Origin of the sequence: Burkholderia sp. Bp9016 (assembly GCF_003857765.1) — a bacterium.
Lineage (GTDB): Bacteria > Pseudomonadota > Gammaproteobacteria > Burkholderiales > Burkholderiaceae > Burkholderia.
Genome location: NZ_QTPY01000047.1, coordinates 1 through 20,419 on the forward strand (window position 1 = coordinate 1; position 20,419 = coordinate 20,419).

General features: G+C 65.6%; 23 protein-coding genes and 2 pseudogenes. 19 read left to right on the forward strand and 6 right to left on the reverse strand.

All coding sequences use genetic code 11. The features are described 5' to 3' along the window. The 10 genes and pseudogenes from DIE13_RS33620 to DIE13_RS31380 form a co-directional block, all read left to right on the forward strand. Positions 1–74, forward strand: a pseudogene (locus DIE13_RS33620) (hydrolase); the annotation flags it as partial. A gap of 121 nt (positions 75–195) precedes the next feature. Next, positions 196–582, forward strand: coding sequence for a DoxX family protein (locus DIE13_RS31340; RefSeq protein WP_124830860.1), 387 nt, complete (start codon positions 196–198; stop codon positions 580–582). Positions 583–636: 54 nt separating this feature from the next. After that, positions 637–816: a hypothetical protein gene (locus DIE13_RS31345; protein WP_124830861.1), complete on the forward strand. Its 180-nt coding sequence runs from the start codon at positions 637–639 to the stop codon at positions 814–816. Between the two features lie 348 nt (positions 817–1,164). After that, positions 1,165–2,118 (forward strand): LysR family transcriptional regulator, encoded by a 954-nt coding sequence (locus DIE13_RS31350; protein WP_124830878.1) that lies wholly within the window; start codon positions 1,165–1,167, stop codon positions 2,116–2,118. Between the two features lie 174 nt (positions 2,119–2,292). After that, a complete protein-coding gene (locus tag DIE13_RS31355) occupies positions 2,293–4,488 on the forward strand; it encodes an FUSC family protein (protein ID WP_124830862.1) in 2,196 nt (731 codons plus the stop codon). Then, positions 4,472–5,983, forward strand: coding sequence for an efflux transporter outer membrane subunit (locus tag DIE13_RS31360; protein WP_124830863.1), 1,512 nt, complete (start codon positions 4,472–4,474; stop codon positions 5,981–5,983). The genes DIE13_RS31355 and DIE13_RS31360 overlap by 17 nt, the downstream gene beginning before the upstream one ends. Continuing rightward, positions 5,973–6,173, forward strand: coding sequence for a DUF1656 domain-containing protein (locus tag DIE13_RS31365; RefSeq protein WP_124830864.1), 201 nt, complete (start codon positions 5,973–5,975; stop codon positions 6,171–6,173). Before DIE13_RS31360 ends, DIE13_RS31365 begins: the two co-directional genes overlap by 11 nt. A 28-nt stretch (positions 6,174–6,201) precedes the next feature. Next, positions 6,202–7,107: an HlyD family secretion protein gene (locus DIE13_RS31370; protein ID WP_124830865.1), complete on the forward strand. Its 906-nt coding sequence runs from the start codon at positions 6,202–6,204 to the stop codon at positions 7,105–7,107. Positions 7,108–7,462: 355 nt separating this feature from the next. Continuing rightward, the gene (locus tag DIE13_RS31375) at positions 7,463–7,765 is read left to right on the forward strand and encodes a DUF3331 domain-containing protein (RefSeq protein ID WP_124830866.1); all 303 of its coding nucleotides are present in this window, start codon (positions 7,463–7,465) and stop codon (positions 7,763–7,765) included. Between the two features lie 256 nt (positions 7,766–8,021). Continuing rightward, positions 8,022–8,222, forward strand: a complete 201-nt coding sequence (locus DIE13_RS31380; RefSeq protein WP_124830867.1) for a hypothetical protein — start codon at positions 8,022–8,024, stop codon at positions 8,220–8,222. A gap of 39 nt (positions 8,223–8,261) precedes the next feature. Here DIE13_RS31380 and DIE13_RS31385 read toward each other — a convergent pair whose 3' ends face one another. The 5 genes from DIE13_RS31385 to DIE13_RS31405 all read right to left on the reverse strand — a co-directional run bounded on the left by DIE13_RS31385 (position 8,262) and on the right by DIE13_RS31405 (position 14,814). Further along, positions 8,262–8,699, reverse strand: a complete 438-nt coding sequence (locus DIE13_RS31385) for a nuclear transport factor 2 family protein (protein WP_124830868.1) — start codon at positions 8,697–8,699, stop codon at positions 8,262–8,264. Between the two features lie 89 nt (positions 8,700–8,788). Further along, the gene (locus DIE13_RS31390; RefSeq protein ID WP_124830869.1) at positions 8,789–9,769 is read right to left on the reverse strand and encodes an NADPH:quinone oxidoreductase family protein; all 981 of its coding nucleotides are present in this window, start codon (positions 9,767–9,769) and stop codon (positions 8,789–8,791) included. A gap of 126 nt (positions 9,770–9,895) precedes the next feature. Further along, complete coding sequence (locus tag DIE13_RS31395) at positions 9,896–11,725, reverse strand: acyl-CoA dehydrogenase (protein ID WP_124830870.1); 1,830 nt, start codon at positions 11,723–11,725, stop codon at positions 9,896–9,898. A gap of 306 nt (positions 11,726–12,031) precedes the next feature. Continuing rightward, complete coding sequence (locus DIE13_RS31400) at positions 12,032–14,356, reverse strand: xanthine dehydrogenase family protein molybdopterin-binding subunit (protein WP_124830871.1); 2,325 nt, start codon at positions 14,354–14,356, stop codon at positions 12,032–12,034. Beyond that, entirely contained in the window at positions 14,353–14,814 is a 462-nt protein-coding gene (locus tag DIE13_RS31405; RefSeq protein ID WP_124830872.1) for a (2Fe-2S)-binding protein, read from the reverse strand. Before DIE13_RS31405 ends, DIE13_RS31400 begins: the two co-directional genes overlap by 4 nt. Before the next feature lie 1,396 nt (positions 14,815–16,210). Between DIE13_RS31405 and DIE13_RS31410 the strand changes: the two genes are divergently transcribed. The 7 genes from DIE13_RS31410 to DIE13_RS31440 all read left to right on the forward strand — a co-directional run bounded on the left by DIE13_RS31410 (position 16,211) and on the right by DIE13_RS31440 (position 19,607). Continuing rightward, positions 16,211–16,414, forward strand: coding sequence for a cold-shock protein (locus tag DIE13_RS31410; RefSeq protein ID WP_124830873.1), 204 nt, complete (start codon positions 16,211–16,213; stop codon positions 16,412–16,414). Positions 16,415–16,632: 218 nt separating this feature from the next. After that, positions 16,633–16,791: a hypothetical protein gene (locus DIE13_RS33080; RefSeq protein WP_175751197.1), complete on the forward strand. Its 159-nt coding sequence runs from the start codon at positions 16,633–16,635 to the stop codon at positions 16,789–16,791. Between the two features lie 299 nt (positions 16,792–17,090). Beyond that, positions 17,091–17,375 carry a hypothetical protein gene (locus DIE13_RS31415; protein WP_124830879.1) on the forward strand — a complete coding sequence of 95 codons (285 nt, stop codon included), beginning with the start codon at positions 17,091–17,093 and terminating at the stop codon, positions 17,373–17,375. A 47-nt stretch (positions 17,376–17,422) separates the two neighbouring features. Then, positions 17,423–17,632, forward strand: a complete 210-nt coding sequence (locus DIE13_RS31420) for a hypothetical protein (RefSeq protein ID WP_124830874.1) — start codon at positions 17,423–17,425, stop codon at positions 17,630–17,632. 33 nt (positions 17,633–17,665) lie between these two features. After that, the gene (rpsU, locus tag DIE13_RS31425; protein WP_124830875.1) at positions 17,666–17,878 is read left to right on the forward strand and encodes a 30S ribosomal protein S21; all 213 of its coding nucleotides are present in this window, start codon (positions 17,666–17,668) and stop codon (positions 17,876–17,878) included. A gap of 18 nt (positions 17,879–17,896) precedes the next feature. Next, positions 17,897–18,094 carry a hypothetical protein gene (locus DIE13_RS31430; protein WP_124830880.1) on the forward strand — a complete coding sequence of 66 codons (198 nt, stop codon included), beginning with the start codon at positions 17,897–17,899 and terminating at the stop codon, positions 18,092–18,094. Positions 18,095–19,289: 1,195 nt separating this feature from the next. Then, positions 19,290–19,607 carry a hypothetical protein gene (locus DIE13_RS31440; RefSeq protein WP_124830877.1) on the forward strand — a complete coding sequence of 106 codons (318 nt, stop codon included), beginning with the start codon at positions 19,290–19,292 and terminating at the stop codon, positions 19,605–19,607. 54 nt (positions 19,608–19,661) lie between these two features. Here the strand turns inward: DIE13_RS31440 and DIE13_RS33625 are convergent. Further along, a pseudogene (locus tag DIE13_RS33625) lies at positions 19,662–19,858 on the reverse strand (hypothetical protein). Here DIE13_RS33625 and DIE13_RS33085 point away from each other — a divergent pair. Both DIE13_RS33085 and DIE13_RS31450 read left to right on the forward strand, forming a co-directional pair. Continuing rightward, positions 19,802–19,939 carry a hypothetical protein gene (locus DIE13_RS33085; RefSeq protein WP_175751198.1) on the forward strand — a complete coding sequence of 46 codons (138 nt, stop codon included), beginning with the start codon at positions 19,802–19,804 and terminating at the stop codon, positions 19,937–19,939. The pseudogene DIE13_RS33625 and the gene DIE13_RS33085 sit on opposite strands and share 57 nt — an antisense overlap. A 37-nt stretch (positions 19,940–19,976) precedes the next feature. Continuing rightward, entirely contained in the window at positions 19,977–20,261 is a 285-nt protein-coding gene (locus DIE13_RS31450) for a hypothetical protein (protein WP_124830881.1), read from the forward strand. The last annotated feature ends 158 nt before the right edge of the window (positions 20,262–20,419 follow it).

The window sequence follows — 20,419 nt, forward strand, 5'->3', positions numbered from 1 at the left end:
TCCCCGCGTTCATCGACCTGTTCATCCAGACCGGCGGCACCGCCGGCATCCAGTTCTCGTACGACAAGAGCTGATTCGCGACGGCGGATGCCGTTGCCTGCCGAGGCTGCATCCGTCCGTTCCGGCGCGGGTGCGGCCATGACGCCACGTTGCGTCGACGCCTTTCCTCCGACCGATACCGAATACGAACGCGTCATGGACGACTATCTGCTGTTCGCAGGCCGCTTCTTCATCGCACTGATGTTTGTGCTGAGCGGAATCAACAAATTCCTGTTCTTCCAGCACGGGCTCGACGAGGTCCGTGCGAAGAACCTGCCGCTGCCACGTGTCGCGCTCGCGAGCACGATCATCGTCCAGCTCGCCTGCGGCGTCGCGATCATGGTCGGCTTCCAGACGACCCTCGCGTCGCTGCTGCTCGCGGTCTTCACGCTCGCGACCGCGGTGGTGTTCTACGACTTCTGGAACCAGCAAGGCAACCAGCGCACGCTGATGCTGACCGGCTTTCTCGAACACATCAGCATCATCGGCGGTTTCATGATCCTGATCGCCGCCGGCCCCGGACGCCTGGCCGCGCATGCGTGAACCGATGCGTCCCCATCGCAGCCCTGTCCGCGCACGAAATCGAGGAAAACGAAGATGACGAGACCGCACACCGTCGCCGTGCTGTCCGCGAAGGCCAGCCACGAGGCGCGCCTGCGGACCCGGCTCGCGGAGCTCGTCGCGCCGTCCCGGCAAGAGCCCGGCATCGCGTTCCGGTTCCGTGACTGGAACGCCGTCGAGAAGGCCGACGCCTATCGCCTCACGCAGATCGCCTGACGCGCGCCGGCCAGCGCACCGCCGCCACGGCGGCGTGCATCGATCGTTCCACGCACGGAACACTGAGGACAATCCGGCCCGTCTATCGACACGTGACACCTTCCACTACGCTTGAAGCCATCCCGACTTCCCACGGCATCAGGCCCGCGTGAACCACCCCGCTCCCGAACCGCCCGATCGTGTTGCGGCCGCTGCCGCCGCACGCCGCGCTTTAGTCGCACGATTCGCACGCACCGGGACGACGGGGACCGCGGCCTTTTCCGTCGATCGCCGCCGGCAGCCCGGACGCACCGCGCGCGGCCGCGCCCGACTCACGCCCGACGACATTCGGACTGCATCATGAAATCCCTGAACATAGACGATATCCAGGCCTTCCTCTTCGCCGTCGAGCGGCAAAGCATCACCGAATCCGCGCGCCGGCTCGGCCTGTCGAAATCCGTCGTCAGCAAACGCATCAGCGACCTCGAGCGCACGCTCGGCGTCCAGTTGCTGATGCGCTCCACGCGCAACGTGACGCCGACCGAAGCCGGCTTGACCTTCTATCGCGCCGCGTCGGAATCGATGCGCCGGCTCGTCGACGTCGCCGAGGAAATCGCCGAACGCTCGCACGGGCTGTGCGGCGAACTGCGCATCACGTCGCCGGTGAGCCTCACGCGCCGCTGGCTCGGGCCGGCGATCGCCAAGTTCGCCGCCGCGCATCCGCAGTTGCGCGTCACGCTCGAGACTGACGATCGCACAGTGAACCTCGAAGTCGAGCGCTTCGACGTCGCGCTGCGCTCCGCACGGCTGCCCGACAGCACGCTCATCGCGCGCCGCGTCGCCGCGTGCGAACGCGTGGTCGTCTGCAGTCCAGGCTATCTCGCGGCGCACGGCGAACCGGCGTCGATCGACGCGCTGCTCGCGCACCGGTGCGTGAACTACAGCCACACGGCGCCGTCGGCCACCTGGACGTTCGCCACGCCGGGCGGGTTCGGCAAGCCGCGCACGATCAACCCGGGCAGCGTGTTCCTGTCGAACAACGGCGATACGCTGCGCGATGCCGCCGCGCAAGGCATCGGCATCGCGATGCTGCCGCGCTACATCGTCGACGAAGACCTGCGCGACGGACGGCTGGTACGCGTGCTCGCCGACGACCCGCCGCAGGACGAGGTGATCTATGCGGTCTATCCGCGCAATCCGTATGCGAGCAACAAGCTGAAACTGTTCATCGAGCACGTGCGCATCGCGCTGCTCGATCCGCCGTGGCCGGCCCGCCCGGACACCGCGCTGCATGCCGACACGCTGGCCGCGGATTCGGCCTGACGCGATGCACGTTTCCATCGTCGGAACCGCGTGTTTCCCGTGCGCCGACTACCGTTCCGGACGCGACTTTCGTACCGTCTTCCGACGGCGACCGGCCCGCGGCGCGGCGCCGCCGTGCGCATCGCGCGCCATCCCGTCGAACCCGTCCTGCCGGATCCGTCCGCCCGCCACGCCATGCCACCGACCAAACCCACGCTAACGAAGCCGTTCCGTGCGGCGCAGCTCGCGTACACGCTGCTCGACATGAGCCGCGAATACGGGCGCACCGACGGCGCACGTCTGATCCATGTCGCGAAGACAGTCGTCGCCGTCGTGCTCGCGATGGGCGTATCGATGCGGCTGGAACTGACGGCGCCGCGCACCGCGATGGTGACCGTCGTGATCCTGATGATGCATCAGCACAGCGGGATGGTGATGGCGCGCGGTTTCTACCGCGGCGTCGGCATGCTGGTCGGCAACCTCGCCGCGATCGTGGTGATCGGCGCATTCCCGCAGGAGCGCGTGCTGTTCCTCGGCGCGCTCGTGCTGTGGATCGGCTGCTGCACATGGGGCGCCGCGTACTTCCGGAACTATCAGTCGTACGGCTTCGTGCTCGCAGGCTACGCGACCTGCATCGCCGCAATCCCGTCGATCGACCGGCCTTACGACATCATCGCCAACGTCGTCACCGGACTCGGCGAAGTATCGATCGGCATCCTGTCGGCCGGCGTCGTCAGCGCGCTGATCCTGCCGCGCCACGTCCGCGCGATGCTGATGAAGACCGGCGAAGACCACTATGCGGACTTCATCGGCTTCGTGCGTGCCGCGCTCACACAGAACCTGCCGACCGACGAACAGAGCCGCCGCTACCTGCGGCTCCTCGCCGCGCGTGCGCAACTCGAGAATCTGCGCAGCGCGGCGGTATTCGAGGATCCCGACCTGCGCGCACGCAACGGCATCATGACGCGCATGGCCGGACAGTTACTCGATGCCGGCGCGCGCTTTCATGCGCTGCATCAGTATCGCGTACGCATCCAGCACGGCGACGATCGCCATGCCGCCGGCGTGCTGTCGGCCGCATGCGACGACGTCGCGCGGGTGCTGCCGCCGGACGATCCCGCACGCGCGTTCGATCTGCGGGCCGTCGAACAACTCGTCGACGCGCTCGATCAGGCCTTCGCCCGGCTGCCTGACAGCCGCGCGCCGGCACCTGCTCCTGATGCGCGCAACGCGCGCGAGGCGCTCACCGGCCTGTCGCTGCTTCGTCAGGCGCTCGACAGCTTGCGCGCTTACCTCGCGGACTTCGTCGCGATCCGGCGGCAGCCGGCTTCGGTCGCGGCTCCGGCCTCGGCCGACACGGAGCGAACCCGGACGCCCGTGCGAATCGCCACCTCCGCGAACCGCATGGTGTCAGCCGCCGCAGGGCTGCGTGCGATCGTCGCGGTGTCGGCGGTGTCGCTGTTCTGGATCGCATCGGGCTGGACCGGCGCGGCCGGTGCCGTGGTATCCGCAACGATCGCCAGCGCGCTCTACTCGATCATGCCGGCGCCGGCCGCGGCGACGCGCCAGGTCGCGCTCGGCTGCACGGTCGCGTGGCTCGCGAGCATCGCGTTCAATTTCCTGCTGTTGCCGGACATGGACGGTTTCGCGCCGCTAGCCGCCGCGTTCGCGCTATTCGTCGCGGTTGGCTCGTACCTGAATTCGTTTCCGAAGACGGCCGCATTCGGTCTCGGCTTCAACATCTACTTCTGCTTCCTGACCAACATCACCAATCCCGGTGTCTACGCCCCCGCCGCGACGCTCGATGCCGGCTTCTCGTCGATTCTCGGCATCGCGACTGCGTCGCTCGCCTTTTCGGTCGTCGCGCCATATGCGGGCAACTGGGCAACGGGCCGCTATCTCGACGCGCTGCGGCGCCTCGTGTCGGTCGATGCGTGTTTCGGCGAGCTCGACGGCCTGATGCCGCGCTTCGACGCCGGCATGCGCGACTTCATGCTGCAGATCGCCGCCCGCCCGGCGACCGGCCACCTCGGTCGGCAGGCGTTGTTCGCGTGGAGTTTCGCGTCGCTCGAGATCGGCCGCAACATCGTCGACCTTCGCACGGCCGGCGCCGCCGAACTGCCAGACAGCACGTGGCGCACGCATGAACGCGCGCTGTGTGCGTCGGTCTCGCGCCTGTTCGACTCGCCGTCGCCTGCCGCGCTGCACGATGCCGAACGCGCGGCCCGCGACGCGCTCACCGCCGCATCGCCGCTTGCTTCCGATGTGGCGCAGCGCCTCACCGACTGCGTCCGTTTCATTCTCGTATCGCTGCAATGCAACCTCGTCCCGCTGCAACGCGGGCCGGCTTCGTCCACGCCATCCATTGCGCCCAATGATGCCCGCGCGTAATCCCAAGCGCCGCGCCGCGGCAGGCTCGCTTCATCCCCGCGCCGCGCGCGGCATCGCGGCGCTCGCCGTGCTATGGCTCGGCGCGTGCGCACAAACCGGCGGCATCGCGCCGCGGGCAACGCTCGTCGATGCGGCCACGGTCGCAAGCGGGCTGCCAGCCTCCGCGTCGCAAGCATCGTGGCCGCACGACGACTGGTGGCGCGCGTGGCGCGATTCGCAGCTCGACACGCTCGTCGCCGATGCCGTGGCCGGCAGCCCCGCGCTGCGTGTCGCGCAGGCGCGTATCGATCGCTACGCCGAGCTCGCGCGCATCGCCGGCGCGTCGCGCTACCCGAGCGTGTCCGCGAGCGGCGATTTCGGCCGCACGCGCTTTGCGCGGTTCGCCAGTCCGAGCCCGCCCGGCGGCAACACGGTCTGGAACAACTCGGTCGGCACCGACCTCGGCTACCCGCTCGACCTTTGGGGCAAGCATCGCGCGGAACGCGAAGGCGCGCTCGACAGCACGCTGGCAGCCGCGGCCGATGCGCGCGTGGCACGCCTGACGCTCGAGACGGCGGTCGTGCGCACCTACGTCACGTTCGCGAAGACGTTCGACCAGCGAGACGTCGCGCTCGCGACGCGCAAGCGCCAGCAGGACGTCGTCGCCATCATCGAACACCGCTATCGGGCGGGGCTCGCGAGCCGCTTCGAGATCACGCAGGCGAATACGCAGGTCGCCACGACCCGCGCGCAGATCGAAGAGCTCGACCGGCAGATCGCGGTGCTGCGCAACGAACTGGCCGTCCTCACCGGACGCGGGCCTGGCGCCGGCGCGGCACCGACGCGCCCCGCGCTGCGGCTCGACGTGCCGGTGGCGCTGCCCGCGAACCTGCCGGCCGACCTCGTCGGCCATCGGCCCGACATCAGCGCCGCGCGCTGGCGCGTCGAAGCGATGGCCAAGGGGATTCACGCCGCGCACGCCGACTTCTATCCGAACATCGACCTGATCGCGAGCGCGGGGCTCGCGTCCGCGGCATTCGGCGGCTTCTTCACGTTCATCAACAACGATGCGATGACGCACGGCTTCGGCGCAGCCGTTTCGCTACCGATCTTCGACGGCGGCGCGCGCCAGGGCCGTTACGGCGTCGCGGTCGCCGACTACGACCTCGCGGTCGAGACCTACAACGAGGCCGTCCTCGCGGCGTTTCGCGACGTCGCCGACCAGGTCGTGTCGCTGCAGTCGCTCGCGCAACAGCAGGTCGACATTGCGGCCGCGAACGCGTCCGCGCAACGTGCGTTCGACTATGCGACACAGGGTTATCGCGCGGGGCTCACGGATTACCTGAACGTGCTGTCGACCCAAACGGAACTGCTGCAGGCGCAGCAGGCGCTAGCGAACGTACGCGCCGCGCGTCTCGACGCTTGGGCGCAACTGATGGCAGCGCTTGGCGGCGGTGTCGAACCGACGGGCGACGAAGTCGCCCGGCCGCCGCAAGGAGCGTCCGATGTTCGCTGAATTTCCGTTCGCTTCGTTGCTGGTGCCCGGACTTCTGCCCGTGCTCGTCGGCTGCGGCGTCGCATTCTGGATCGTCGACCGCGTATTCGCGCGCGCCGGACTCTACCGGCACGTGTGGCATCCGGCGTTGTTCCGCGTGTCCGTGTTCTTGTGCCTGTTCTGCGGCGTCGGCCTGCTGCTGGCCGGTTGATGGATCATCCCTTTCGTACCGAGTCAACATGCGTGCCCAAACCTCTTTCCGCGTGGCGGTCACCCTCCTGCTGTTCGTCGCTGCCGTGCTGCTCGCCCACGCGCTGTGGAATCGCTACATGTATGCGCCATGGACGCGCGATGGCCGCGTTCGCGCCAAGGTCATCAATATTGCGCCCGACGTATCGGGCATCGTGACCGACGTGCGGGTTGCCGACAATCAGCAGGTCCATCGCGGCGACGTGCTGTTTCGCATCGATGCCGAGCGCTTTCGCTATGCGCTCGCGCAATCCGACGCGCAGGTTGCCCTGCGCAAGGCCGAGCTCGACATGCGCCGGCAGCAGGCGTCGCGCCGCGCGCAGCTCGACAGCGCGGTGATCTCGGCCGAAGTGCGCGAGGACGCCGGGTCGGCCGCGCGGCAGGCGCAGGCCAACTACGATGCGGCGCTCGCCACGCGCGACGTCGCGCGCCTGAATCTCGCGCGCAGCGAAATCCGCGCGCCGGTCGACGGCTACATCACGAACCTGAACCTGTACCCGGGCGACTATGCGACCGCGGGTGTCGCGCGCCTCGCGCTGATCGACGCGCATTCGTACTGGGTTTACGGCTATTTCGAGGAAACCAAGCTGCCGCAGGTACACGTCGGCGATCCGGCGGAAATCCGGCTGCTCGCGGGTGGCCCGTCGCTGACCGGGCATGTCGAAAGCGTCGCGCGCGGCATCAGCGATCGCGACAATCCGGCCGGCTCCACGCTGCTCGCCGACGTCAACCCGATCTTCACGTGGGTACGGCTTGCGCAGCGCGTGCCGGTCCGCATCCGGCTGGACGGCGTGCCGCCCGACCGCTTCCTCGCGGCGGGGACGACCTGCACGGTCACGCTGCGTCCGGCGCGACACGCGGCGGCAAACAACGCGCCGCGGAATGCGCATCCGTGATGGTGCGGCCCCGCTCCCGCATGCACACGCACCAGTGTTCGATATCGGGCAACACCGTGTTCTGCGCGGCACGCCTTCCGGCCTCGAGGCCTGCGCTCTTACACTGGGCATTCCGGCAATCCGCGGCAATCGTTCATCTCGACGCCCGTCCGTCAGTGAAGCCCGCACCGGCCGCGTCATCGCGCGGCCCCGATCGATCCCGGCCGACGCGATCGTCGTTGGCCGGCAGGAGGCTCGCAATGACATTCAATATAACTAACGACTCCTGGTGTCTCGTCGGGCAGCCGACGCAGCACCGCTCGTCGCTGCGCGACGCGAACCGGTCCCGAACCGTTCACCCTTGAGGCCACCAATCATGCTGATTCTCTCTTCCGTCGGGATTGCGCCGCGTGCATCGGCACCCGGGCGCAGCGTGATTCAGGTCACGCTGCTCGAGTGGTCGCACGAATCGCTGCTCGTGCGCTGGGTCGAAAGTGGCCGCCTGCACTACGGCGAACAGAAATGGCGGCGTGCGCTCGCGCGGCGGGACGGCCGATGCGCGTATTCAGGTCGCGCAATCGCTCAGGGCGAAGCCGTGTTTCGTCCGACCGGGCGACCGCGGCCCGCGAATCACCTCGCGATGATCGCGGCCGATGCGGTCGCGGCCCTCGATGCGTGACGCAGCGTCGACCTGGCGGAACGGTGCTTGCTTCATGCGCCCGTTTTTTCGACAAGTCGTTCGTAGTCCGCACACACCGTCACCGGATTCGTTGCCCGACAAGCGACAGTGCGTCACGCGCTTGCCTGCTTATCGTCCGATGCAATCGCGGGTATCTTCAACACATGCTGTCCGATCCCGGCAGCTTCGTCGGCATCGTGTATCGACCGGCCGTTCGTGCCGTCACGATCGCCACCGCCCGAAAAGGAAACCGATCATGGAATTCGTACTGGACCACTCGCTCGATGACGAGACCGCCCGCGCGGTCGAACATGAAATCTGGCGCGTCGACCCTGACGCAAAGGTCGAGATCGATCGCGCCACGTCGCACGTGAAGATCGAATCGTGGCTGTTCCCCGAGGAATTCGTCGTCGCGTTCGAGGATGCCGGCTACAACGTCAGGATCAGGAATCACTGACGCGCGCGGATCGGCACGAACGCAGCCGGCAACCGCCGCTCACCCGCCGACCTTGAACGCCGGAAGCTGCTGCCCGAGCCTCGCGCCCATTTCGGCGCCAAGCGCCTGCAGCGCATTGAACGGGCGAATCATCACCTCGAACTCGACGATCCGCCCATCGTCGTCGAAGCGGATCATGTCGATGCCCTTCAGCCGCTTGTCGCCGACCGTCGCGCTGAATTCCAGCACGACGCTCGTGCCGCCATCGCCGGCGAACTGGCGGTGGTATTCAAAGTTCTCGAGGATCGTGATCACCGTGCGCAGCGCCAGCAGCAGCGCGGGTGCCGGCCCATACGGCTTGAATGCCATCGGCGAGCGGAACACGGCGTCCGGATGAACGATCGTGTGCAACGCGCCGAAGTCCTTGTGTTCGATCATCGCGTGCCACGCATCGAGCGATTTCGCGGCGGCAGGTTGCAGATGCGATAGTGGTTGCATGCTCAACGACTCCGATAACGTCACGCAAAAAACACCGAACGGCGACGGCAAGCCGTCAGACTGCCGCCGCGCGCCTGATCCGGCGCGAATCACGCGTCCGGCAGAATCACCACCTTGCCCTTGACCCGTCGGTTCGCGATCCGCGCGATCGCATCGGCCGCGCCGGCGAGCGGCACGCGCTCGGTGATCGCGGGCCGTACCTTGCCGGCAGCGAACCATTGCGCGAGCTGCCGCATGTTCGCCACGTGCTGCGCCGGGTCGCGACGCACCGCGTCGCCCCAGAACACACCGAGAATGTCACGCTCCTTGAGCAGCACGAGGTTCAGCGCGATCTTCGGAATCTCGCCGGCAGCAAAACCGACCACGAGGAACCGGCCGCGCCATGCGGTCGCGCGCAGCGCCGCCTCGCTGTACGCGCCGCCAACCGGATCGTAGACGACATCCGCGCCGCGTCCGCCGGTCAGTTCGTCGACGCGGCGCCGCAGGTCTTCCGTCGCATAGTCGATCGTGTCGTCGGCGCCGGCCTCGCGGCACAGCGCGAGTTTCTCCGCGCTCGATGCGGCCGCGATCACGCGCGCACCCAGCGCCTTCGCGATCTCGATCGCGGCCAGCCCGACGCCGCCCGCCGCACCCAGCACGAGCAGCGTCTCGCCCTGCTGCAGGCGCGCACGCTGCTGCAGCGCATGCAGCGACGTGCCGTAGGCCAGCACGAGTGCCGCACCCTGCTCGAAGGTCATCCCTGGCGGCAGCGCCGCGATCTGGTGCACGTCGGCCACGCATTGCTCGGCGAAGCCGCCGTGGCCCGTGAATGCAACCACTTCGTCTCCGGGTCGCCACTGGCCCACGCCGTCGCCGACCGCGTCGATCACGCCCGCGAATTCCGCACCGGGCGAGAATGGCAGCGCCGGCTTCACCTGGTACAGCCCCTGCACGATCAGCGCATCGGGAAAATTCAGCGACGCCGCCTTCACGCGAATCCGCACCTGGCCCGCAGCCGGCTCGGGAATCGCGACATCGTCGATACGCAGGCGGTCGATCGGGCCGAATGCGGTACACAAAAGGGCTTTCATGTTCTCGTCTCTCCTCGCGCGGCGTGGCCGCGCATCGATATGGCTGCGGGACGCACCCGCGCGATCGGTTCGCAACGCCGGCACCGCGGCCTGCATCGCGGCACCGTCATCCGTGCATCGCGACGCTCAGAACCACGCGTCGCGCATGTCGAGCGTCGTCGTATCGACGCTCGCCAGCAGATCGAGCTGCGCATCCACCTTCGGCAGCTCCCAGCGAAAGAAATAGCGTGCGGCCGCACGCTTGCCATCGTGGAAATCGTCGTCGCGCCCGTGCGCGGCAAGCGTCACGTCGAGCCACAGCCACGCAACGACGAGATGACCGAACGCCTCGAGATAGACGCTCGCGTTCGCCAGCCGTACCTGCGGATCGCCGAGCGCAGCCAATGCACGCGTGACGTCGACGAGCCGCGTCCAGCGCTGCGCGAGCGCATCGGCCTGTGTGCGCATCTCGCCGCCCGTGGCCCGCGCGCGTTCGACGGTCATGCCGATGCGCTCGTCGAGCGCCTGCAGCAGCGCCCCGTCGTCCTGCACGACCTTGCGGCCCAGCAGGTCGAGCGCCTGGATGCCGTGCGTGCCTTCGTGGATCGGGTTGAGACGATTGTCGCGATAGAACCGCTCGACCGGATAGTCGCGCGTGTAGCCATAGCCGCCGTGCACCTGGATCGCAAGATCGTTGGCCGCGACGCACCACTGCGACGGCCAGCTTTTCGCGATCGGCGTCAGGATGTCGAGCAGCCGCGCGGCATCGGCGCGCACTGCCGCGTCGGCATGTGCACGCGCTTCGTCGACCAGCCGCGCGCAGTACAGGATCAGCGCGAGCCCGCCCTCGACGTATGCCTTCTGCGCGAGCAGCATGCGCCGCACGTCCGGATGCGCGACGATCGGCGCCTGCGGCGCGGCCGCGTCCTTGCCGGACGGTCCGAGCGGACGGCCCTGCGGCCGGTTGCGCGCATAGTCGAGCGCGTGCAGGTAACCGGTGTAGCCGAGCGCCACCGCGCCCGCGCCGACGCCGATGCGCGCCTCGTTCATCATGTGGAACATGCAGGCGAGACCGTGATTCGGCTTGCCGACCAGATAGCCGATCGCACCGGCGCGCCCCTGCGGACGATGGCGCGTGCCTTCGCCGAAGTTCAGCAGACAGTTGGTCGTGCCGCGATAACCCATCTTGTGGTTCAACCCGGCGAGCACCACGTCGTTGTGCTCGCCGCGAGCGGCGCCGTCGTCGCCCGGCAAATACTTGGGGACGATGAACAGCGAAATGCCGCGCGTGCCAGGCTGGAGTTTGCCGTGTTCGTCGGGAATCTTCGCGAGCACGAGGTGAACGATGTTCTCCGCCAGTTCGTGCTCGCCGCCGGAAATCCACATCTTGTTGCCGGTGATCCGGTAGCGTGGGCCGAGCGGAGCGTCGCATTCGAAATCCGCACGCGTGACGATGTCGGACAACGACGAGCCAGCTTGCGGTTCGGACAGGCACATCGTGCCGAAGAAGCGCCCTTCCAGCTCGGGACGCGCGAACGCGTCGATCTGCTCGGGGCTGCCGTGCGCGAGCAGCAGGTTCGCATTCGCGACGGTGAGGAACGGATACGCGGCGGTCGCGATGTTAGCGGCCTGAAAGAACAGGAACGACGCGGCTTCGACGAGCTTCGGCAACCGCATCCCGCCGAAGGCTTCGTCCTGGCCGGCCGCGATCAGGCCGGCATCCGCGAAAGCCCGCACGGCCGGCGCGACTTCGGGAATCAGTGTCACGCGCTCGCCGTCGAACCGCGGCTCCTCGCGATCGCCGCGCGCCGCATGCGGCGCGAACAGGTCGGCAGCGATTCGCTCGCTCGTGTCGAGCACTGCATCGAACGTCTCGCGGCTGTGCTCCGCATAGCGCGGCAGCGCGGCGAGCGCTCCGGCATCGAGCCAGTCGTACAGCAGAAACGCGAGATCCCGACGCGACATCAACAGGCTCATCGTGACGCCCTCCGCGTGGCCCGCATTGCCGACGGCCGCCCATGCTCCGTCCGGTCGATCCGCGTGCGCTTGATCGATGCATGCTCCATCACGTCTGTCTCCTGTCGGGCGGTGCGCCGGCGCACCCGTTGGCTACGGTTGCCGGAACCGGATGATTGGGTCGGTGACTGCAAGTGCTGGCGGAAATTTAGCACGGTCGTTCTAAAACGACAATGCGTGAACCTTCGCATCGATCGACGCGCGGCGCGCGAGCGCCGGAATCCGTTGCGTGCGCCGGACCGTTGCAGTCCGGCGCACGATCGCGCCTCAACCGGCTTTCGACTTCGAAAGCTGGTCCGCGACCGGCAGGCTGCGGATGCGCGTGCCGGTGGCCGCGAAGATGGCGTTGGTCAGCGCCGGCGCGATCGGCGGCAGGCCCGGCTCGCCCACGCCGCCGAGCGGCGTTGCGTAGTCGTCCGGCGCGACCAGGTGCACGCGGATTTCACGCGGCGCCTCGTTCATTCGGAGCACCTGGAAGCCGTTGAAGTTGCTCTGCTCCGGCTGTCCGTCCTTGAACGTGATCTCGCCGTGCAGCGCGAGGCCGAGCCCCATCACCACCGCACCTTCGAGCTGCGAGCACACGCGCTCCGGGTTGACCTGCGGCCCGCAGTCGATCGCAATGTCGACGCGCGGCACGAAAATCGCGCCGGCCGCGCCGACCTGCACTTCGCACACGGCCGCCGTGTACGACGCGAAGCTGCGGTGCGCGGCGAGCCCGAGCCCGTGCCCTTCGGGCAACTTGCGTCCCCAGCCGGCTTCGCGCGCGACCGTTTCAATCACGCGTCGCAACCGCCCGGTATCGACCGGATACAGCGCCGGGTCCTCGCCATAGTTCACGTTCTTCACCGTGATGTGCGGCTCGAAACGTCGCGCGGGGCCGATCAGTTCGAGCAGAAAATCCTTCGGGTCGCGACCGGCCGCGTGCGCGAGTTCCGACACGAAGCTCTGAATCCCGAACGCGTGCGGAATGTTGTACACCGAACGAAACCAGCCGATCCGTGTGTGCGCTTCCGCGGCCGGGTTCTCGATCCGTACGTTCGGGATGGCAAACGGCAGGTCCGCGACGCCTTGCGCGAGTTCGCCCGGCTGCTCGTGCACGACGCCGGCCCTGAACGTCGACTGGATCGACGGCGCGACCGTGCGATGCTGCCACGCGACCACCTTCCCCGCCGCATCGAGGCCGCCGTCGAACACCTCCAGCGACACAGCATGGAAATAGTCGTGCGCGATGTCGTCCTCGCGCGTGAACGTCAGCTTGACCGGCGCACCCGCCGCCTTCGACAACAACGCCGCTTCCACCACGTAGTCCGGCTTCGACTTGCGACCGAAGCCGCCGCCGAGCAGCGTCACGTTGACCGTCACGTACTCGGTCGACAGGCCAAGCGCCTTCGCGATCTCGTCGCGTGTGGTCTGCGGCGCCTGCGTGCAGGTCCATACTTCGCAGCGCCCGCCGGCCACGCGCGCGACGGCGGCCGGCGGCTCCATCGTCGCGTGGGCGAGATGTGGAATGTAGTACGTCGCGCGCACCCGTTTTGTGGCGCTCGCGAGCGCCGTAGCGGCATTGCCATCGTTGCGGATTACGTCGCCCGGCTGCGCGGCGGCCGCCTCGAGCGTCTTGCGGTATGCGACCGAGTCGTAGCCCGCGTTCGGCCCGCGCTTCCAGTCGATCTTCAGTTGCGCGCGCGCCTGAATGGCCGTCCACGTGTCGCGCGCGACCACGGCCACGCCGCCGAGCGGCTGGAAACCGGACGGCAGCGGCGTCGACGCGAGCTGCACGACCTTGACGACACCCGGCAGCTTCTCGGCGGCCGACGCATCGAACGACGCAACCGTATCGCCATACGCGGGCGGGCGCGCGACGACCGCGTACAGCATGCCGTCGAGCCGCGTGTCGATGCCGTAGTGCGCGCGGCCGCCGACGATGTCGCGGCCGTCGATCAATGCCGTCTCGCCCTTGCCGATGTAGCGGAATTCGGCCGGCGCTTTCAATGGCACGGTTTTCGGATCGGGCACCGGCAGTGCGGCGGCTTTCGCGGCCAGTTCGCCGAAACCCAGTGTGCGCCCGCTCTGCGTATCGACGACCTCGTGCACCGTCGCCTTCACCTGACGCGCGTCGACGCCCCACGTCGCCGCGGCAGCCTGCTCGAGCATCGTGCGCGCCGCCGCGCCCGCGCGGCGCAGCGCGGCGAAACTCTGACGCAGGCTGCGCGAACCGTCGGTGTTCTGATTGCCGTAGCGCGGCTCGTCGCCGACTGCCTGCGCGACCCTCACGCGCGCCCAGTCCGCGCCCAGTTCATCGGCGACCACGAGCGCGACGCTCGTGCGCACGCCCTGCCCCATCTCGGAGCGGATGCAGGTCACCGTCACAGTGCCGTCCGGTGCGATCGCAACGAACAGGTGCGGATCGTCGCGCAATCCGTGCGGCATGCCCGTGCCGCCGTACTGCGGATTCGGGCTGACCGGCGGCTGAACCGGTGCGGCCGCTTGCGTGAGCGACGGCACGCCGAAGGCTAGCAACAGCCCGCCGGATGCGAAGCCGAGCAGCAACGCGCGGCGGCTTTCGTTGTGAACCGAGAGTTCCGGTGCGTTCATGCGGCACCTCCACGGCGCACCGCCAGCCGGATCGCCGCGCGGATCCGCGTATAGGTGCCGCAGCGGCAGATGTTGCCGGACATCGCGTCGTCGATGTCGGCGTCGCTCGGATGAGGATTCGTTTTCAGCAGCGACGCGGCCTGCATGATCTGGCCGGACTGACAGTAGCCGCATTGCGCGACGTTCAGCTCCTGCCACGCTTGCTGCAGCGGATGGGTGAGATCGGTCGACAACCCTTCGATCGTCGTCACGCGCTTGCCGGATGCGACCGCGACCGGCGTGATGCACGAGCGGATCGCCACGCCGTCGAGGTGCACCGTGCACGCGCCGCACAGCGCCATCCCGCAGCCGAACTTGGTGCCCGTGTTGCCGAGCACGTCGCGCAGATACCAGAGCAACGGCATGTCGGGATTGCCGTCGAAATGCTGTTCGCTACCGTTGACGGTCAGCGTGATCATCGTTCATCTCCTGTTTGCGGCGCCGCGTTGCGCGGGCGTCCGGTGGGGATTTGAACGGCGCTGGGCACATTCCGAACGACTAGGGGGGCCTGACGCCGTTTCGTTGCCCGATCGTGAAGGCTCACGATACGATCGGGGCGATGGCGTGAACGGATTCCGCCATCCGGTTACCGGTGCAACGGTTCGGCGCAATGCCCGCAGATTGCACGGCTCGTTCGCGTGGATCGCCGATCGCATTATCAGACGAATTCCGGTTTGTCGTCCGGTCGGGAGGATTCGTGGTTTGGACGATCAGTGCACCGGTTCGCTCGAACCTGTTTGAAGCCGGGCGACGCAGGGATGCTCCGCCCAGGTCGACGGGCAGGCAACCTTTTCGGCGCATGTGTGCCTATGTCCCGGCCGCAATGACGTCCTTTGCACTAGCCATCCTGTCTCGCCAGCGCTGGCGGCAAAACCTCGACTCGATGGATGCGCGACGGGAAAGCATGCAAAGGGGTGACGCTCCGGCGAGCGTTCGGCGTATCCCGTCCAGATGCAGAGTTTCCGCCGATTGGCGGGCATCGTGACTTCCAGCCCTCTGCCTCGCGCCCATCCGCCTCGTTCTCCGGGCAGCTCGTCTCATAGTCCAAGACCGAGAACAAGCACGACGTGCGGCCTGACTTCGCATATCACTTCGTTGAATGCGGCGAGAGACTGTGTGAATTGCATCGGTGTCGGGCGTGCCGTCGAGTCCGGCGAACTGTTGCGCACGAAATTGTAGAAAGATCATCGGCTGATGGAGCCGCTCGGCTATATCCCGGCCGCCGGGGCTGAGGCAAACCACTACAGGCAACTCGGAAATACCGCTGACGAGCCTGCATTAACTTAAACCAACCAGCCTCCACGATTCCCGGCGCGGTTCGGTTCAACCGCCTCGCCACGAACGGCGGGACGCGCCCTTTGCCGACCTTCGGCTCGCGCGAATGCTACGGCAACTTCCCGCCTTGAACGGCCATTCGATGAGCGGTATCGCCTAACAGATAGCATATCGGTGGCCGTGTTGACGTCTTGCAAGTCCAGAAGCTGCCGACACTGGTGAAGTCCTTCTTTCGCCAGCCCGAATGTCAGCATGCCTCTATGTGACATTTCCTTCGGAAATCTTAGTATTTTCCGGCAGTTCGGCAATGCACCGGGCTGCTCCGTAGATTGCTATTGCAGCATGGATCGAAGCCCTCGGTCGAAATCGCTTGACGTACTCCTTGACAGCGCGTAACTTGGGTCGAAGAAGTATTCAAGAAGCGCGATTGCTGCTCATCATCGACCGCGACCCGCGGTATTCGTTGTCCTCTCCCCTCCTTGATTCCTTTCCCCGCGTCCGTTGCGGCGCATATGCACGTTCATTTTCAGGAGATTTAACATGGATACCGGTACCGTCAAATGGTTCAACGACAGCAAAGGCTTCGGCTTTATCACACCCGACAAGGGTGGCGACGACCTGTTCGCTCATTTCTCGGAGATTCGCGGCGACGGCTTCAAGACGCTCGCCGAGGGTCAGAAGGTCAGCTACGAAACCAAGAGCGGCCCCAAGGGTCTGCAGGCTTCGAACATCACCTCGCTTTGAGCGTCGCCAGCCGTCGGCATCCGTCGACGACTGGCAGCCGCAGCGCTTCGAACCACCGCACCAGGTTGTCGTTTCAATCTGAGGCGGTCCCGTCCGTTTGGCATCCGGACGTTGGCTATGCGTGCGTCCGATACGACGCGCGCATGCAATCGCTCGCGATCATCGTTTGAATTGCACGAGGCCCATTCGCAGCATCGCTCTACAGCAGGAGAACCTGCATGACCCGAATTCAACTCCGCGGCAACCAACCCAAGGCGCCCTCCAAAAAAAGCGCCCTGGTGCTGCCGAAGCTCGGCACCGCATTGAACTGGGTGCCGCCCAAGGCGCCGCTTCTCGCGGAGTCTCGCGAGAAGCGACGCTCACCCGTGCCGCAATAGCGAACCGGATGGCCGTCACGCGCGCCGGCAACGGCACCCCTATCGGGTAACGCGATCTCGACACATCGCTACACAGCCGGAATTGAGATGGGCATCCGATGAGCGATTGGCGTATGATCGTCTTGTCCGGGCAGGTATCGATCTTCCGCCTCCTCGCCCTCCATCTGCCCCACTCGCTGCGCCACCCCTTCTCCCGCGCGCGGTTGTTCCCCTCACCCCTCGTCGCGCCACGCAACGGCGATACAGACGGAATGCACTCGTCCACGCGATTCGTGGCAGCCGAATACCAGGAGCTCATCATGAGCCTATGTACCTACCGTGGATTCGAAATCTATCCACTGATTTACCCTCACGTGGCGGTGCCGAACGGCAGCGCGCATAACTACGATGGAGGCTTCGACGCAGCAGTCAAGATTTGTCGTCGCGGAACCGGTGACACGCTGACGCAGAGCAAGACTTTCCGGCTTCACGATGGCACGCCGTTCGATACCTCCGGAGACGCACGTCGCGCATCGCTGCGCTATGCCGAGGCCATCATCGACGACAATCGCGAAACACACGGATTCTTTTCGAACGCACTCTGACGCGACTCGCCGTGGCTGTGCGACGTATCGGAAATTTGGAGGGCAAAATGATCATCGACGAGATTCTCGATCTGGTCAGACGATGCAAGGTCACCCCGGACGACACCATCCTGCCCGCTGGAATGGCCGATTCGGCGCTAAGCCATCAACACGAGTTGCAGATGTTCGCGGCGGTTCGCGCGCTTTCGATCCGGGCCGGATATTCGGAGTTCGAGTCCGATGAGATAGCGAGCGCCGTCATGACACGGCTCGGCTAACTTTCTACCCACACGTTCCCAAACAGGATCTACATGACAACTGTCACGCTCAAGGCCAACGAACCGATCGATGTCGCACTCCGTCGATTCCGGCGAGACATCGAAAAAACCGGCCTGATCCGGGAGTTGCGCAGTCGTACCAGCTATGAAAAACCCACGACGGAGCGAAAGCGAAAGAAAGCCAGTGCCGTTGCCCGCCAACGCCTGCGGACGAAACGCCTGATGCCGCCCCGCAAGATGTACTAGGAGGATGCCGTGTACGCCATGCAGACCGAGGAATCTCCGTTTTTCCCGCTGACGAAATGCGAAGTCGATTTCGATCAGCAAAAGAATATGGTGACGCTGCGGCCGAGCTTTTATGCTTTCGGATGCGAGTACACCAGCCGCGGTCTTCTGATCGGACGGGACGATGCCTTCAAGCTGATCGCCGCGATCGAAAAAGCGCTCAGCATCCGGGATTGATCCGAAGGCAGACATACCTGGACATCGACGAGCGGAAGAGACATGCGCATCCAGACAAAGTACGTGGACTTGCTCTATTTCCTCGTTGTCCTGCAACTCGTCAAGAAAAGGCAGACTCTCGAGTGGCTGTCACCGTTTCAGCTCGTCGAATCGCTTCAAGCATGGCTTGCCATCCATCGCGCGAAATGCGAGTGGCGCGACCGGATATGGATAGGTGAGGCCTCGCTTCAGATCGCGAAATCAGTCCGTCCGGTCGGCGCCGCTGCGTGTTCAGAACCACTCGTTGGCATGTCGAAAGCACGCGCGCCACGAGACGCACTCGCTAATCGGGCCAGTCTCCGGATGACGTGCATCCGCTACCTTCGGGAGCATGTCTGACCGCGCTCGCGCAAGCGGCATACGTCCGCGCAGCATGAGCGGTCCTTATCATCGCTCGTGCTTCGCGCCGTACCTGGACAGCCCACGATCAGGAACTCGAACCACGCGCGACAACGAACGCGTCGACCCTCTTCTCAGGACCCCGACCGTCTGCGCCCCGAAAGCGACAGACGACGGTCAGACGATGCGGATCCCACGCTGCGCAGCGCTTCACAGTCGCGGCTAAATTAGGTCGCTACGCAATGGTGGATGCGCGTATGATGGGTTCGTCCGAGCGCATGTTAGCCGTTTGATTGCTCGCCTTACCTCCGCCCCCCCGCTCCCGCACGTATCGCCGCCCCTTTCACGTCACTTGCCCCGCATCTGCGATTGGAAGGGATGAGGCCGCCTTACGATTCGTCGCCACGCGAGTCAGGAATTCGCCACGCGCTCTCGCAGCACAGAGAACCGGGATTTCAAATCATAAATGGAAGGTGGTAATCATGAGCTGGTACTGCAACGTCGAGCTCGAGCTGGCCCATATCAGGAGAGCGATTGGACTGCTTGAGCAAACGCAACATGCCTTCGTCAACAGATCGTCAGTGAACGATCCGGCGTATTGGCGGGCTAGGCTCAAGAAACTGCGTACACAATTCGAGCGAAATCGGGTGCTCGAACTCCAAATGAATGAACTTTTGACTCGCCTGGAGCGAATCCGAGATTCGAGCTTCCGCAGCTAGAAATTTGTTGCGCACGTCCGGGCATTCGATTGCGCGTCAGTGCAGCGATCAGGATCTGCGCTGGCGGCACTAACCTCGCATGACTTGGGAGCAACATCATGATCGACGCTAACCCGAACAGCACCTTTCGGCACCTTCCGCTCACGCTCGAACAGGATTCGGAAATCCGTCACTACATAAAGAGGAAAATGCAAAAAGGCGAACTATGGGACACCGTGGAGCTCACGACGATGCTCCGGGACATGCTCGACCCTCCTCCCAACGACGATGAAGAGCCGGAGGCTGACGTCGAAGAAGCAAAACTGGCCTGCGAGTACGCATTGGCCTCGGTCGACGAAGCGATGGAATCCGTATCCGCAAGTGAAGAGCGACATGCGGCGATGGAGGCCCAGGAGATGAAGCACCTGAGACGGTAACGCTGCGCGATGTTCCGGGTTCATGCCGAAGGCTGCGCTACCGATCTTTTTCCATCAGCCGAACTGAGCAGTCAGCCACACTTCGGGCCATCTGGTCGCATATGCAACCGCGTCGTCACGCGCATCGAAACCGGCGAGATCGTCGCTGGCGCGTAACTCTCACGTTCGCCCACAAGAAACGTGATGATCCTCGCATGAGCGATGTACTCTCCATCAGCCCTGCGTGGTGTTGGATCGATTCGGAACCGTATCGTATTGAAGCGCATTTGAGCCTCACTGTCCGGCTGTCGCCAGCCTGGCTGACACCCGGCACGCTGGCATCGAAAAATTGACCGCATGGCGACGATCACGGACGAAACAGCACCGCTCATGAAAATCAATCGCAGCTCGATACCGTATTACCTGGTCCTTCGCGGCGGCTGGTCACCCTATGTGTTGAATGTGGAACGTCTAGTTCTTCGTCGTGACGCCAGTCCGCTGCTGCGTGCTTTTGCGCGGACGCACGGAAATTTTGCAAGTATTGAAGGCGTCGTATGGAATGTCTTCTCCACCGCCGAAGGTCTTTCAGCGATCGAGCGTCGGGAGACGCGATTCTATGCACTAGTCAAAGGCACTGAGACCGAGCACCAGTTGCAATTGCTGATGACGCTCTGACGTCAATCCGCACCCCCTTCGCACTGAATTCGATGATGCCTGTGGCGTCTTCTGTTGCGTCGCCCCTCACCCCGCTCTGTTTGTAGCGTCGCGCGCGCTTTGGCACCGTTTCGCGACCGTTTTAACACTCCACCGCAACGGCCGTTCGCGCCGGTATT